Annotated in this window: 14 protein-coding genes; 7 read left to right on the forward strand and 7 right to left on the reverse strand. The window is 66.9% G+C overall.

Annotated features, from left to right (window positions below):
* The first annotated feature begins 259 nt into the window (after positions 1-259).
* From ccmA to BW990_RS11760, 5 genes are all read left to right on the forward strand, one after another.
* On the forward strand, positions 260-868 hold the full coding sequence (gene ccmA, locus BW990_RS11740; protein WP_076448237.1) for a heme ABC exporter ATP-binding protein CcmA: 609 nt from the start codon (positions 260-262) through the stop codon (positions 866-868).
* Entirely contained in the window at positions 865-1,521 is a 657-nt protein-coding gene (ccmB, locus tag BW990_RS11745; protein WP_076448238.1) for a heme exporter protein CcmB, read from the forward strand. Before ccmA ends, ccmB begins: the two co-directional genes overlap by 4 nt.
* Before the next feature lie 76 nt (positions 1,522-1,597).
* Entirely contained in the window at positions 1,598-2,326 is a 729-nt protein-coding gene (locus BW990_RS11750) for a heme ABC transporter permease (protein WP_076448239.1), read from the forward strand.
* On the forward strand, positions 2,326-2,472 hold the full coding sequence (gene ccmD / locus BW990_RS11755) for a heme exporter protein CcmD (protein WP_076448342.1): 147 nt from the start codon (positions 2,326-2,328) through the stop codon (positions 2,470-2,472). Before BW990_RS11750 ends, ccmD begins: the two co-directional genes overlap by 1 nt.
* 13 nt (positions 2,473-2,485) lie before the next feature.
* Entirely contained in the window at positions 2,486-3,004 is a 519-nt protein-coding gene (locus BW990_RS11760; protein ID WP_076448240.1) for a DsbE family thiol:disulfide interchange protein, read from the forward strand.
* A 76-nt stretch (positions 3,005-3,080) separates the two neighbouring features.
* Here BW990_RS11760 and BW990_RS21855 read toward each other — a convergent pair whose 3' ends face one another.
* The 3 genes from BW990_RS21855 to acnA all read right to left on the reverse strand — a co-directional run bounded on the left by BW990_RS21855 (position 3,081) and on the right by acnA (position 7,664).
* The gene (locus BW990_RS21855; protein WP_159441642.1) at positions 3,081-3,233 is read right to left on the reverse strand and encodes a hypothetical protein; all 153 of its coding nucleotides are present in this window, start codon (positions 3,231-3,233) and stop codon (positions 3,081-3,083) included.
* 190 nt (positions 3,234-3,423) lie between these two features.
* The gene (locus BW990_RS11765) at positions 3,424-4,731 is read right to left on the reverse strand and encodes a short-chain fatty acid transporter (RefSeq protein WP_076448241.1); all 1,308 of its coding nucleotides are present in this window, start codon (positions 4,729-4,731) and stop codon (positions 3,424-3,426) included.
* A gap of 182 nt (positions 4,732-4,913) precedes the next feature.
* Positions 4,914-7,664, reverse strand: coding sequence for an aconitate hydratase AcnA (gene acnA / locus BW990_RS11770; protein ID WP_076448242.1), 2,751 nt, complete (start codon positions 7,662-7,664; stop codon positions 4,914-4,916).
* Between the two features lie 252 nt (positions 7,665-7,916).
* Between acnA and BW990_RS11775 the strand changes: the two genes are divergently transcribed.
* A complete protein-coding gene (locus BW990_RS11775) occupies positions 7,917-8,603 on the forward strand; it encodes a DUF1223 domain-containing protein (protein WP_234990238.1) in 687 nt (228 codons plus the stop codon).
* On the opposite strand, the gene BW990_RS11780 is transcribed toward BW990_RS11775, so the two are convergent.
* From BW990_RS11780 to purB, 4 genes are all read right to left on the reverse strand, one after another.
* Positions 8,567-9,514, reverse strand: a complete 948-nt coding sequence (locus tag BW990_RS11780; RefSeq protein WP_076448243.1) for a lysophospholipid acyltransferase family protein — start codon at positions 9,512-9,514, stop codon at positions 8,567-8,569. The two genes, BW990_RS11775 and BW990_RS11780, sit on opposite strands and share 37 nt — an antisense overlap.
* 67 nt (positions 9,515-9,581) lie before the next feature.
* The gene (locus BW990_RS11785; RefSeq protein ID WP_076448244.1) at positions 9,582-10,664 is read right to left on the reverse strand and encodes a flagellar motor switch protein FliG; all 1,083 of its coding nucleotides are present in this window, start codon (positions 10,662-10,664) and stop codon (positions 9,582-9,584) included.
* A gap of 135 nt (positions 10,665-10,799) precedes the next feature.
* Positions 10,800-10,991 (reverse strand): adenylosuccinate lyase, encoded by a 192-nt coding sequence (locus tag BW990_RS11790; RefSeq protein ID WP_234990239.1) that lies wholly within the window; start codon positions 10,989-10,991, stop codon positions 10,800-10,802.
* 36 nt (positions 10,992-11,027) lie between these two features.
* The gene (gene purB / locus BW990_RS11795) at positions 11,028-12,335 is read right to left on the reverse strand and encodes an adenylosuccinate lyase (RefSeq protein WP_076448245.1); all 1,308 of its coding nucleotides are present in this window, start codon (positions 12,333-12,335) and stop codon (positions 11,028-11,030) included.
* A gap of 119 nt (positions 12,336-12,454) precedes the next feature.
* Between purB and BW990_RS11800 the strand changes: the two genes are divergently transcribed.
* Positions 12,455-12,889, forward strand: a complete 435-nt coding sequence (locus BW990_RS11800; RefSeq protein WP_159441643.1) for a DUF6314 family protein — start codon at positions 12,455-12,457, stop codon at positions 12,887-12,889.
* Positions 12,890-12,984 lie beyond the last annotated feature (95 nt).

The raw sequence follows: 12,984 nt of genomic DNA on the forward strand, positions 1-12,984 counted from the left end.
ACCGGTCGGCGATAGCCGGTCGTTCTAATGTTGTGCGCTCTGAAAAGCGAGGGGCCAGCCCCTCGCGCTCCCCGGAGGTATTTTCGGTCCGGCCGTGACAGGGGCGGCGCACCTGTTTCGGGAAGGTGGGACGCGCGGGTGTCTGTGGGGTCTTCGGGGCGGGCGGCGCGGCGGGCGGCGGCGCCTGGTGCGAGAAATTTCGGCTTGTGGCGGTCTTCGGTGCTTCCGCCTGCCGGGCGGGCGGGCTAACTCTTGGGCCATGTTACGTGTGGATGATCTTGCCGTGTCGCGCGGCGGCGTGCCGGTCCTCGAGGGGCTGAGTTTTGTGCTCGAAGCGGGGCAGGCACTGGTGCTGCGGGGCCCGAACGGGTCGGGCAAGACCACGCTGATCCGCACCATCGCGGGGCTGCAGCCGCCGCTCGAGGGCAGGGTGTCGGGCATCGAGGCGGTGGCCTATGCCGGGCACCAGGACGGGCTGAAAACGAGCCTCGACGTGGTCGAGAACCTCGCCTTCTGGGCGGCGGTCTATGGCGGCGGGGACGTGGAGGCGGCCATGGCGCGGTTCGACCTGACCGATCTGCGCGACCGGCTTGCGGGGAACCTCTCGGCGGGCCAGAAGCGGCGGCTGGGGCTTGCTCGGCTCCTCGTCACCGGGCGGCCGGTCTGGGTGCTGGACGAGCCGACCGTGTCGCTCGACACCGCCTCGGTCGGGCTGTTCGCCGATGCGGTCAAGGCGCATCTCGCATCGGGGGGCGCGGCGCTGATGGCCACGCATATCGATCTCGGGCTGCCCGAGGCGCGGATGCTCGATGTCGCGCCCTACAAGGCGCGGCCGCGCGCGCGGGCGGAAGACGAGGCCTTCCTGTGATCGCGCTGCTGACGCGGGATCTGCGCCTTGCGATCCGGGCGGGCGGCGGCTTCGGGCTGGGGCTCGCGTTTTTTCTGATCGTCGTGGTGCTGGTGCCCTTCGGGGTCGGGCCGGAGACCACGCTTCTGGCGCGGATCGCGCCGGGCATCCTCTGGGTCGGGGCGCTGCTGGCCTGCCTGCTGTCGCTTGACCGGATCTTCGCATTGGATTGGGAGGACGGGTCGCTCGACCTCCTGGCCACGGCGCCCCTGCCGATGGAGGGCATCGTCACGGTTAAGGCCGCGGCGCATTGGATCACCACCGGGCTGCCGCTGGTGCTGGCAGCCCCGGCGCTGGGTCTGTTGCTGAGCCTGCCGGGCCCGGGCTATCTGTGGCTGTTCCTGTCGCTGCTGATCGGCACGCCCGCCTTGTCGGTGATCGGCACCTTCGGGGCGGCGCTGACCGTGGGGCTGAAACGCGGCGGGCTTTTGCTGTCGCTGCTGGTCCTGCCGCTTTATGTGCCGACGCTCATTTTCGGCGCGGAGGTCGCGCGGCGCGGGGCGGACGGGCTGGCCGTCGAGACGCCGCTACTGATGCTGGCGGGGCTCAGTTTCGGGGCGGTGGCGCTGCTGCCCTTCGCCTCGGCGGCGGTTCTGCGCATCAACCTGCGATGAGCCGCGCCGCGGGGCGTGGACAAACCTTGCCGATATGTGAATTGTGCGCGCCGGAGCCGCCCGTTAAGGAAGACCTATGTCGCTTTGGGAATACGCAAATCCGGTCAAGTTCATCGCCACGACCGACCGTGTGCTGCCGGCCCTCGCTTGGGCCGCGGCGGGCTGTCTCGCGGCAGGGCTGATCTGGGGATTTTTCTTCACGCCGGATGATTTCCGGCAGGGATCGACCGTAAAGATCATCTACCTTCACGTGCCCTCGGCGCTGATGGCGATCAATGGCTGGCTGATGATGCTGGTGGCCTCGCTGATCTGGATCGTGCGACGGCACCACGTCTCGGCGCTGGCCGCACGGGCGGCGGCGCCGGTCGGGGCCACGATGACCGTTATCGCGCTGGCCACGGGCGCGATCTGGGGCCAGCCCATGTGGGGCACCTACTGGGCCTGGGATCCGCGGCTGACCTCGTTCCTGATCCTGTTCCTGTTCTATCTCGGCTACATGGCCCTTTGGGCCGCGATCGAGAACGACGACACCGCGGCCGATCTGACCTCGATCCTGTGCCTCGTGGGCTCGGTCTTCGCGCTGCTGTCGCGCTACGCGGTGAATTTCTGGAACCAGGGCCTGCACCAGGGCGCGTCGCTCTCGCTCGACAAGGAGGAGAACGTGGCGGATGTCTTCTGGTATCCGCTGCTGGTCTCCATCGCGGGCTTCGTGCTGTTGTTCATCGCGCTCGTGTTCCTGCGCACCCAGACGGAGATCCGCGCGCGGCGGATGCGGGCGCTTCTGGCGCGGGAGCGGATGGCATGATGCCGGATCTGGGCAAATACGCCGATACGGTGCTGTCGGCCTATGCGGTATCGCTGGTGCTGATCGTGGCGCTGGTGGCGCTGTCGGTGATGCGCGCGCGCAAGGTGCGCCGGGCGCTCGACGAGGTCGAGGGGCGCCGTGGCTAGGATCTCTCCGCTCATGGCGCTGCCGCCGCTGATCTTCGCGGCCTTCGCGACGCTGGCCTTCCTCGGCATGTTCCGCGACGATCCCGAGGGCCTGCCCTCGACCCGGGTCGGCCAGCCCGCGCCGCCGGTGACCGAGGCCGCGCTCGAGGGATATCCGGGGCTGGCGCCCGGCGCGCTGGCCTCGGGCGAGGTGACGCTGGTGAACTTTTGGGCGAGCTGGTGCCCGCCCTGCCGGGTCGAGCATCCGCAATTGCTGGACTACCAGGCACAGGGGGTGCGCATCGTCGGCGTCAACATCAAGGACCAGGCGCGCAACGCGGCGAAATACCTGGCCGAGGAAGAGAACCCCTTCATCGCGGTGCCCTTCGATCCCGCCGGGCGGACGGCCATCGACTGGGGGGTGACCGCGCCGCCCGAGACCTTCATCGTGGACGGAAACGGCATCGTGCTGCACCGCTTCACTGGGCCGCTGACCGGCACGGATTTCGAAACGCGCTTCATGCCCGCGCTGCAGGAGGCCTTGGGTCGGTGATCCGGGTGAGCGGGGCTTGCAGCCCCGCGCAGTTCGTGTCGCGGCAGGCCGGGGCCTGCCGCTCCGGTTGGGGCGCCTAGTTCATAAGCGTGGCGACATCGACGGTCAGGCAGGCGCTCGATGTCGGTGGGCAATCTGGCGCGCTCACCGGTTTATCCGCCGCGGCGGAGGCGCCGTAGACGGTCAGGGCGACCAGGATCAGGGCCTGAATCGTTGTAAGAAGTTTCATCTCTGCTGCCTCGTTTGCTGATTGGAGAGGTGGGGACCCCTCACAGGCGTTAGAACCCCGATGCCGGGATTTGTCCGCTCACGAGGCTGCGATGGGCGAGGATGTGCCGATGTTGCCGCGGGACCGCGCGCGCTTGAAAACGCCGGGCCCGAAGGCCCGGCGTTCCGGTCTTTGTGTCCGACGTGCCGCCTCAGAGTAGCGTCAGACCGGCCACGATGATCGCACCCGAGAGGATCAGGTGGATGATGCAGAAGCCCATGATGTCTTTTGCGCGCAGACCGGCAATCCCGAGGATCGGCAGCGCCCAGAAGGGCTGCACCATGTTGGTCCAGGCATCACCCCAGGCCACGGCCATCGAGGCTTTCGCCATGTCGAGGCCGAGCGCCTCGGCCGCCGGCAGGATCACCGGGGCCTGCACGGCCCATTGACCGCCGCCCGAGGGCACGAAGAAGTTCACAATGCCCGCGGACAGGAAGGTCCAGAAGGGCAGGGTGCTCGCGGTCGCGAGACCGATCAGGCCTTCCGAGATCGACGCGGCCAACCCGGACTGAACCATGATCGCCATGATGCCCGCATAGAAGGGGAACTGGATGACGATGCCTGCGCCGCCTTTGACGGCGTCCTGCAGCGCGTTCAGCAAGTTGCGCGGCGAGCCGTGCAACAAGATCGCGAGCGACAGGAAGACAAAGTTGATGACGTTGAGCGAGAGCCCGCCGCCGCCGACGAAGTAGTTGAGTGACCAGGCGAGACCGGCAAGGCCGATGAGCACGGTCAGCACGGGGCTGTGTTCCAGCCGGTCGGCGGGGGTGGGGGCCTCGGGCTTCTCGGTCTCGGTTTCCTTCAGCGCCTCGGGATCGACGAAGACCTCGTCGCCGGCCTTGGGCATCATCGCGCGGTTGATGAAGGGCACGGCGATGAAGAGGGCCGCCACGATGGCGAGGTTGAAGGGCGAGAAGATCGTCTCGGAGGTCGGGATCACGCCGGTCAGGTCCTGGAAGGGATGCCCCTCGGTCGCGATCGACAGCGGCACGGAGCCCGCGAGCCCGCCATGCCAGACGATGAAGCCCGAGTAGGCCGAGGCCACCAGCAGGCGGTAATCCACCTTGATCTGGCGCGCGAGTTCCTTGGCGAAGAGCGCGCCCACGACAAGGCCGAAGCCCCAGTTGATCCAGCTTGCGGCGAGCGAGGTGAAGGTCACGAGCAGGATGGCGCCGCCGGGGCTGGAGGCGAGACCCGCGAGCTTCGCGAGGCCGCCTTTCACCAGCGGCGTCGAGGCCATCATGTAGCCGGTGACGAGCACCAGCAGCATCTGCATCGAGAAGGTCAGCAGCGACCAGAAGCCGTCGCCCCAGATCTCGACGATCTGCAGGGGGGTTGTGCCTTGGGTGAAGAAGGCGGCCGCGGCGGCCACGAGCGTCAGGATCATCACGAAGACAAAGGGGTCGGGGAGATAGCGGTCGACGATGCGGACCATCGGCCGTGAGAGTGCGTTCAGCATTGTTGTTCTCCTCTGCGAATCAAGTCGGGCGGTGGCTTAACAAGCGCGGGAAGGCGCCCCAACCGCAGAGGCGCGCTTGCAATCGCGCAAGTCATGTTCGGTCGCGGGGGCAGGGCGAGGCAAAAGAAAAGGCCGCCCGAAGGCGGCCTTTCGCAACTTTCCATTGCCGGGATCGGCGGCGATCAGGCCGCCTTGGCGAGGTTGCGCAGCACGTAGTGCAGTACGCCGCCATGCTCGACATATTCCACCTCGATGGCGGTATCGATCCGGCACTTGATCTCGATCGTCTTCTCGGTGCCGTCCGCATAGGTGATCTTGCAGGGGCAGAGCGCGCCCGGCTTGACCGTGTCTAGGCCCTCGATGGACACCGTCTCGTCGCCGGTGAGGCCCAGCGAGGAACGGGTGTCGTCCCCGGTGAACTCGAACGGGATCACACCCATGCCGACGAGGTTGGAGCGGTGGATACGCTCGAAATTCTCGGCGATCACGGCCTTTACGCCCAGAAGGTTGGTGCCCTTCGCGGCCCAGTCGCGGGACGAGCCCGCGCCGTATTGCTCGCCGGCGAAGATCACCAGCGGCGTGCCCTGTTCCTGGTAGGCCATGGCCGCGTCGAAGATCGGCATCTGGTTGCCGTCGGGGCCCTTGGTGTAGCCGCCTTCGACGCCGTCCAGCATCTCGTTCTTGATGCGGATATTGGCGAAGGTGCCGCGCATCATCACCTCGTGGTTGCCGCGGCGGGAGCCGTAGGAGTTGAATTCCCGCACCGGCACCTGGCGGTCCACAAGATACTGACCGGCGGGCGTGGTTTCCTTGAAGGAGCCCGCGGGCGAGATGTGATCGGTGGTCACCATGTCGCCGAGGATCGCGAGGATGCGCGCGCCCTCGATATTGGTGATCTCGCCCTTCTCGGCGCCCATGTCCTGGAAGTAGGGCGGGTTCTGCACGTAGGTCGAGGTCGCCGGCCAGTCATAGGTTTCGCTGTCGGTGGTTTCGACCGATTGCCACTTGTCGTCGCCCTTGAAGACGTCGGCGTATTTCTCCTGGAAGGAGGCGCGGGTGACGGTCTTCTCGACCAGCTCGGCGATTTCCTTCTGGGTGGGCCAGAGATCCTTGAGGTAGACGGGCTCGCCGTCCGGCGTGTGGGCCAGCGGTTCGCGTGAGATGTCGATGTTCATGTCGCCCGCCAGCGCATAGGCCACCACCAGCGGCGGCGATGCGAGGTAGTTGGCGCGCACATCAGGGCTGATCCGGCCCTCGAAGTTGCGGTTGCCCGACAGCACCGAGGTGGCGATCAGATCGTTGTCGTTGATCGCCTTCGAGATCGGCTCTTCCAGGGGTCCGGAATTGCCGATGCAGGTGGTGCAGCCGTAGCCCACGAGGTTGAAGCCGATGGCGTCGAGATCCTCCTGCAGGCCCGCGGCCTCCAGATAGGCCGACACGACCTGCGATCCCGGTGCCAGCGAGGTCTTCACCCAGGGCTTGCGGTCGAGGCCCAAGGCGCGCGCCTTGCGCGCCACGAGGCCCGCGCCGATCATCACGTAGGGGTTCGACGTGTTGGTGCAGGAGGTGATCGAGGCGATCACCACAGAGCCGTCGCGCAGGGTGTAATCCGCGCCCTCGACCTTCGCGGTCTTGCGCGGATCGCCCACGATGGGATCGGCGGCGGGCGCCTCGGCCATCATGTCGCGGGCTTCCTGCGAGATGTCCTCGCCGCGATATTCGCCGACGACTTCCATGAAGCGCGCCGCGGCCAGATCGAGCGGCGTGTGGTCCTGCGGGCGCTTGGGGCCGGAGATGGCCGGAACGACGGTCGACATGTCGAGCTCTAGCGTGTCGGTATAGACGGGCTCGTAGCCCGGCTCGCGCCACATGCCCTGTTCCTTGGCATAGGCCTCGACCAGCGCGATGGTCTCCTTGTCGCGGCCCGTGGTGTCGAGATAGCGCAGCGTCTCGGCGTCGATCGGGAAGAAGCCGCAGGTGGCACCGTATTCGGGGGCCATGTTGCCGATGGTCGCGCGGTCGGCGAGCGGCACGTTGTCGAGCCCGTCGCCGTAGAATTCCACGAACTTGCCGACGACGCCCTTCTTGCGCAGCAACTCGACGACCTTGAGGACGAGGTCGGTGGCGGTGGTGCCTTCGACCATCGCGCCGGTGAGCTTGAAGCCCACGACCTCGGGGATCAGCATGGAGATCGGCTGGCCGAGCATCGCGGCCTCGGCCTCGATGCCGCCGACGCCCCAGCCCAGAACGGCCGCGCCGTTGACCATGGTGGTGTGGCTGTCGGTGCCCACGAGCGTGTCGGGATAGGCCACCATCTCGCCGTTCTGGTCCTTGTCGGACCAGACGGTCTTGGCGAGGTATTCGAGGTTCACCTGGTGGCAGATGCCGGTGCCCGGCGGCACGACGCGGAAATTGTTGAACGCCGACTGGCCCCATTTCAGGAAGGTGTAGCGTTCGATGTTGCGCTCATATTCGCGGTCCACGTTCATCTGGAAGGCGCGGGGATTGCCGAACTCGTCGATCATCACCGAGTGGTCGATCACCAGATCGACAGGGTTGAGCGGGTTGATCTTCTGCGGATCGCCGCCCAGCGCCTTGATCCCGTCGCGCATCGCGGCGAGGTCGACCACCGCCGGCACGCCGGTGAAGTCCTGCATCAGCACGCGGGCGGGGCGATAGGCGATCTCGCGGGGGTTCTTGCCGCCCGCGGTCGCCCATTCCGAGAAGGCCTTGATGTCATCGGTGGTGACGGTGTTGCCGTCCTCGAAGCGCAGCATGTTCTCGAGCACGACCTTGAGCGCGATGGGCAGCTTGGAGAAATCGCCAAGCCCCGCCTTCTCGGCGGCAGCGATCGAGTAATAGGACACCGAATTGCCGCCGACCGTCATGGTCTTGCGGGTCTTGTTGCTGTCCTGGCCTACGGTGATGGGCATGAATGAGCCTCCCTGGCTTGACGTGAATGGGGGTGTTGATCGCTGTCTGCCCGATGCGGGGAGACCGATCAAGGGGGTCTGGCGGAAAATGTATACCATCGTGCACAAAAAATCCAGATGCGCCCGAACCGCCGGTCTGATCGCGGGCCATCGCAATTCGTTGATTGTTCATTTCACACGGTCATGGCTACATCCATCAAGGGGATCGTAACGAGGTTTCAGCCGATGAACATGCGACCAATGCTGTGCGCGATGGCTCTGGCGGGTCTGACGGCGGGGTCTGTCCTGCCCGCGGCGGCGCAGGCGGAGGACGCGCCCGTGGTGGTGGAGCTCTTCACCTCGCAGGGCTGTTCGTCCTGTCCGCCGGCGGATGCGCTGCTGCAGGAACTGGCCAAGCGCGACGACATCATCGCGCTGGCGCTGCATGTGGATTACTGGGATTACATCGGCTGGGCCGACAGTTTCGCGCGGCCCGCCTTCACCAAGCGGCAGAAGGGCTATGCCCGCGCCTCGGGCCGGACGGCCGTCTACACCCCGCAGATGATCATCGACGGCACCCATGACGTGGTCGGCAACCGCAAGATGGACGTCACCGCGCTGATCGAGCGCGCCGAGGACCGGCCGAGCCCGGTCTCGGTCGATCTCACCCGGTCGGGCGGCACGCTGAGCGTTGCGCTGTCGGCCAAGGCGCCGGTGGGCGCGGTGGAACTGCATCTCGTGCGCTACCGGCCCGAGGCCGAGGTCGCGATCCATCGCGGCGAGAATGCGGGTCACAAGCTGCGTTATTCGCAGATCGTGACCGATTGGGACGTGGTCGCGCGCTGGGACGGCACCGGCGCTTTCCGCACCGAGGTTCCGGTCAATGGCGACGCGCCCATCGTGGTGCTGGTGCAGAAGCCCGATTACGGCCCGGTCTTGGCGGCGGCGCGCTTGCGCTGACGTTTCATCTGCCGCTTCGGCTTCCAGCGGCGGTGAATCCAGAACCATTGCGCCGGGTCCTGCCGGATGCGCGCCTCGAGCCGCGCGCTCATCTCCTTGGTCATGCTCAGCGCGTCGCTATGGGCGATGGGCGCCTCGAAGACGCAGGTGAAGGACACGCCGTCGGGCTGGCGGATGCCGAAGAAGGGCACCAGCAGCGCGCCGGTCTTCAGCGCGATATCCGCCGCCGAGGTCAGCGTGGGTGCGGGCTGGCCCATGAAATCGAAGGTCGCGCCGCCGCTGTCATAGACATCGAAGAGCAGCACCGCCATGCCGCCTTCGCGGACATGGCGGATGAGGCCCATCGTGCCGCGGCGGCCCTGCTCGAAGACGGGGCCCGACAGCGCGTGCATGTTGCGGGCGTAATGGGCGTTGAAGAACGGGTTCGACATCGGCCGGTAGAGCCCGCCGATCTGGTAGCCGCGGGCGACGAGTGCCGCGCGGGGCGCTTCGAAATTGCCGTAATGCCCGGTGACGAACAGCACCGGACGGCCCTCGGCGCGGGCGGCCTCGATCGCGGGCAGGCCGTCGCCGGTGATCTCGGCATCCTTCATGCGGGTCAGCAATTCGGCGACGCCGTAATTCTCGATCATGGTGCGGCCCGCCTGGTCGGCGACCGCGTCGGCGATCGCCCGCGCCTCGGCCTCGGGCATGTCGGGCCAGACATGCGCCAGATTGGCCATGGCGCGCGCGCGGTAGCCCGCAAGCGGCGCGATCACTCGCGACACCGCCCGGCCCATGAGCCGGAGCCGGAGCCTTAGGGGCAGGCGCAGCGCCAGCCAGATCAGCGCGCGCAGGACGCGGTCGGTCAGCCAGTCGCCGAAGCGTCCGGTCGGGGCGTCTTGCGAAGGGTCGGCGGGCGGGCGGGACAATGTCGGGCCTCGGTCTGGGATTGCGTCCCCGTCTTAGGCCGCGCGTCCGGAGGCGGCAAGCGGCGGCTCAATCCCCGTCCTCGCCGGTGCGCAGGGTGATCTCGCCGCTATCGGCCATGGCGCGGATCGCGGCCACCACCTGCGCCTGCGCCTCCTCGATATCGGCGCGGGGGCTGCCGACGCGTTCGGCGGCTTCCTCGCGCAAGCTGGCGGCCATGCGGCGCGACAGGTTCTCGAGCAGGAAATCGACCGAGCGGTTCTGCTCTTCGCCCTGCGCGCCGCCGATGGCGAGGGCGAGCACGTCGTTGTCCACGTCCCGGGTGACCTTCGGCGCATCCTCGGGGGCGAGGCGGGTATAGATGTTCTCGAAGGTGAAGATGGCGCGGCGCACCTCTTCGGCGAAGGCGCTGTCGGTCTCGTCGAGACCGGTCAGCACCTCGTCCCGCGTCGAGGATTTGGAGAAGTTGAGAATGCTGCCGACGCGGTTCCCCGGATCCTTGTCGAAGGCCTTGGGCGGGCGCGCATCGAGCTGCGCGGCCAGCGACAGGCCGATCCGGTCCACCGTTTCGGGCGTGACGGCGGCGGTTTTCGACACCGCGTAGGTGATGCGCCGCGCGCGGGGGCCGGGCAGGTGGCCCAGCAACTCGGCGGCGCGGGCCACGTCGATCCGCGACAGCATCACCGCGGCCACCTCGATGCTTTCGGTTTCGATGAGTTTCGCCAGCGTCTCGGAGCTTTCGGCATTGATCCGCACCCAGGGATCGCCCATCCGCCGCACCCCCGCCTCCTTGCGGAGCCGCGCCGCGGTCTGGGGCGATATCTTGCCATCGAGCGCCGAGAGCGCGCCCGCCATGTCGCCGGGAAAGGACATGCCGACCTGCTCCAGCTCGTCGGCGAATTCGGTGATGACCGCGTCGAGCGTGGCGCGGTCGACATAGCGCATCGTGCCCAGCTGGTGCGTCAGTTCCGCCTGCAGCGTCTCGGGCAGGGAGGCCAGCGGCACGTCGGCCCCTTCGTTGAGCAGGAACTGCACGACGATCGCGGCCTTGGCGCGCTGCCCCAGCACCGCGGGCGCACGGGTGGCCACCGGGCGCGCGGCGCTTGCGGACAGGGCGGCGGGTTGCGGAACGAAGGGCGTGAGATCGGTCATCGGGCGCGTGGATTCCGGTTCTGCGAATGCTTCTTTGCTACGACCGGGGAGTTAAGGAATCTTCACCAAGCCTTGAGATGTCATGAAAAAAGGCGACCCGGAGGCCGCCTTTCGGAAAACGTCTTCTGGCGGGGCTCAGCCGCTCACAACTTTGCAGCTGCCGGTCTCGCTGTCGTAGACCATGCCGTCCGCGCAGCTGATATTCGCGGAATCGTGCCCGCAGGCGGCCATGGCCGAAAACGTCGAAGCCACGGTCAGGGCGAGGGCCGTCAGTGCCGTTCGGATCATCGTGTCATAACTCCCATTGAGGTAGCGGGAAGGTAGCATGGCCTTACCCCACGTCAAAACGGAGAAACCGCGACCCTACGCCGCGCCGAAGACCCGCGCGAAGATCGTGTCCACATGCTTGGTATGGTAGCCTAGGTCGAACTTCTCTTCGATCTCTGCGGGCGTCAGGGCCGCCGTCACCTCGGGATCGGCCAGCAATTCGGTCTTGAAATCGGCGCCCTGTTCCCAGACCTTCATCGCGTTGCGCTGCACGAGGCGGTAGGAATCCTCGCGGCTGACACCGGCCTGCGTCAGCGCCAGCAGCACCCGCTGGGACATCACCAGACCCTTGAACTTGTTCATGTTGGCCAGCATCGTTTCGGGATAGACGACGAGGTTCTCGATCACGCTGGTCAGCCGGGCCAGCGCGAAATCGAGCGTGACGGTGGTGTCGGGGCCGATATTGCGCTCCACCGAGCTGTGCGAGATGTCGCGCTCGTGCCAGAGGGCCACGTTCTCCATCGCCGGGATCACCGCCATGCGCACGAGGCGGGCAAGGCCCGTCAGGTTCTCGGTCAGGACCGGGTTGCGCTTGTGCGGCATCGCCGAGGAGCCCTTCTGACCTGCGGAGAAAAACTCCTCGGCCTCCAGCACCTCGGTGCGCTGCATGTGGCGAATCTCGGTCGCGATGTTCTCGATCGAGGAGCCCACGACGCCCATCGCGGCGAAGAAGGCGGCATGGCGGTCGCGCGGGATCACCTGCGTCGAAATCGGCTCGGGCGTGAGGCTGAGCTTGGCGCAGACATGTTCCTCGACCGCCGGGTCGATATTGGCGAAGGTGCCGACGGCACCCGAGATGGCGCCGGTGGCCACTTCGGCGCGGGCGGTCTTCATGCGGGTGAGGTTGCGGTCCATCTCGGCATAGAAGCGCGCGAAGGTGAGGCCCATCGTGGTGGGCTCCGCGTGGATGCCGTGGGAACGGCCGATACGCACCGTGTCCTTGTGCTCCAGCGCGCGTTTCTTCAGCGCGGCGAGCAGCTTTTCCAGATCGGCGATCAGGATGTCGGCGGCGCGGACGAGCTGGATGTTGAAGGTGGTGTCGAGCACGTCCGAGGAGGTCATGCCCTGATGCACGAAGCGCGCTTCGTCATTGCCGATGATCTCTGCCAGGTGGGTCAGGAAGGCGATCACGTCATGCTTGGTCACGGCCTCGATCTCGTCGATGCGGGCGACGTCGAATTCGACGTCCTGCGCCTTCCAGACGGCCTCGGCATTGGTTTTCGGGATCACCCCGAGGGCGGCCTGCGCGTCGCAGGCATGGGCCTCGATCTCGTACCAGATGCGGAATTTGGTTTCGGGCGCCCAGATCGCGACCATTTCGGGACGGGAATAACGCGGGATCATCGGGTGAGCCTTTCCGGACTTGTCATGAAGTTGGTGGCGGTCATAGACTGCAGGTGCAGCATGGACAAGGGAAGGTAGGTGCCATGACCGCACGAGCCCCGGCACGCCCTGCGCCCGATTTGCCGATTGGATTGTTCGATTTCGAAGGCGTCTGGCGGTTTCGCCGCAAGATCACGGACCGGAAACTCGGCCAGATATCCCAGGGACAAGGCACATTGCGCATGATCCGCGACGGCGGCTGCCTGCGCTACGAGGAGCATGTGGTGCTGGATCTGCCCGGTCAGCCCGCGATCGAGGGCACGCGCCGCTATCTCTGGCAATCCTGCCCGCGCGGCATCGAGGTGCTGTTCGACGACGGGCGGCCGTTTCACGTCATCGGGCTGCCCGATGCCGCCCCCAGCGACATGCATCCCTGCGAGCCCGACATTTACCGGGTGCGCTACGATCTGGGCGACTGGCCGGTCTGGTCGCAGGCCTGGGAGGTCACCGGCCCGCGCAAGGATTACCGCATCGACACGCTCTTCGTGCGCGACCGCGCGGCGGAGCGGTCCTGACCCGGGTCCGGGCCCATCGCGCGGCGCGCCCGCATGCTTGGCCCTTGCGCCGCATCGCGCCACGCGGCACAACACCTGCAACGACGAGGAACAGG

It is taken from the genome of Roseivivax lentus, from assembly GCF_900156805.1.
GTDB lineage: Bacteria > Pseudomonadota > Alphaproteobacteria > Rhodobacterales > Rhodobacteraceae > Roseivivax > Roseivivax lentus.

Bases quoted from the DNA above. Each gene is read 5' to 3' on its own strand.
- ccmA (WP_076448237.1), top strand. From the start codon at position 260: ATGTTACGTGTGGATGATCTTGCCGTGTCGCGCGGCGGCGTGCCGGTC.
- BW990_RS11750 (WP_076448239.1), top strand. From the start codon at position 1,598: ATGTCGCTTTGGGAATACGCAAATCCGGTCAAGTTCATCGCCACGACC.
- ccmD (WP_076448342.1), top strand. From the start codon at position 2,326: ATGCCGGATCTGGGCAAATACGCCGATACGGTGCTGTCGGCCTATGCG.
- BW990_RS11760 (WP_076448240.1), top strand. From the start codon at position 2,486: ATGGCGCTGCCGCCGCTGATCTTCGCGGCCTTCGCGACGCTGGCCTTC.
- BW990_RS21855 (WP_159441642.1), bottom strand. From the start codon at position 3,233: ATGAAACTTCTTACAACGATTCAGGCCCTGATCCTGGTCGCCCTGACC.
- BW990_RS11765 (WP_076448241.1), bottom strand. From the start codon at position 4,731: ATGCTGAACGCACTCTCACGGCCGATGGTCCGCATCGTCGACCGCTAT.
- acnA (WP_076448242.1), bottom strand. From the start codon at position 7,664: ATGCCCATCACCGTAGGCCAGGACAGCAACAAGACCCGCAAGACCATG.
- BW990_RS11775 (WP_234990238.1), top strand. From the start codon at position 7,917: ATGGCTCTGGCGGGTCTGACGGCGGGGTCTGTCCTGCCCGCGGCGGCG.
- BW990_RS11785 (WP_076448244.1), bottom strand. From the start codon at position 10,664: ATGACCGATCTCACGCCCTTCGTTCCGCAACCCGCCGCCCTGTCCGCA.
- BW990_RS11790 (WP_234990239.1), bottom strand. From the start codon at position 10,991: ATGCTACCTTCCCGCTACCTCAATGGGAGTTATGACACGATGATCCGA.
- purB (WP_076448245.1), bottom strand. From the start codon at position 12,335: ATGATCCCGCGTTATTCCCGTCCCGAAATGGTCGCGATCTGGGCGCCC.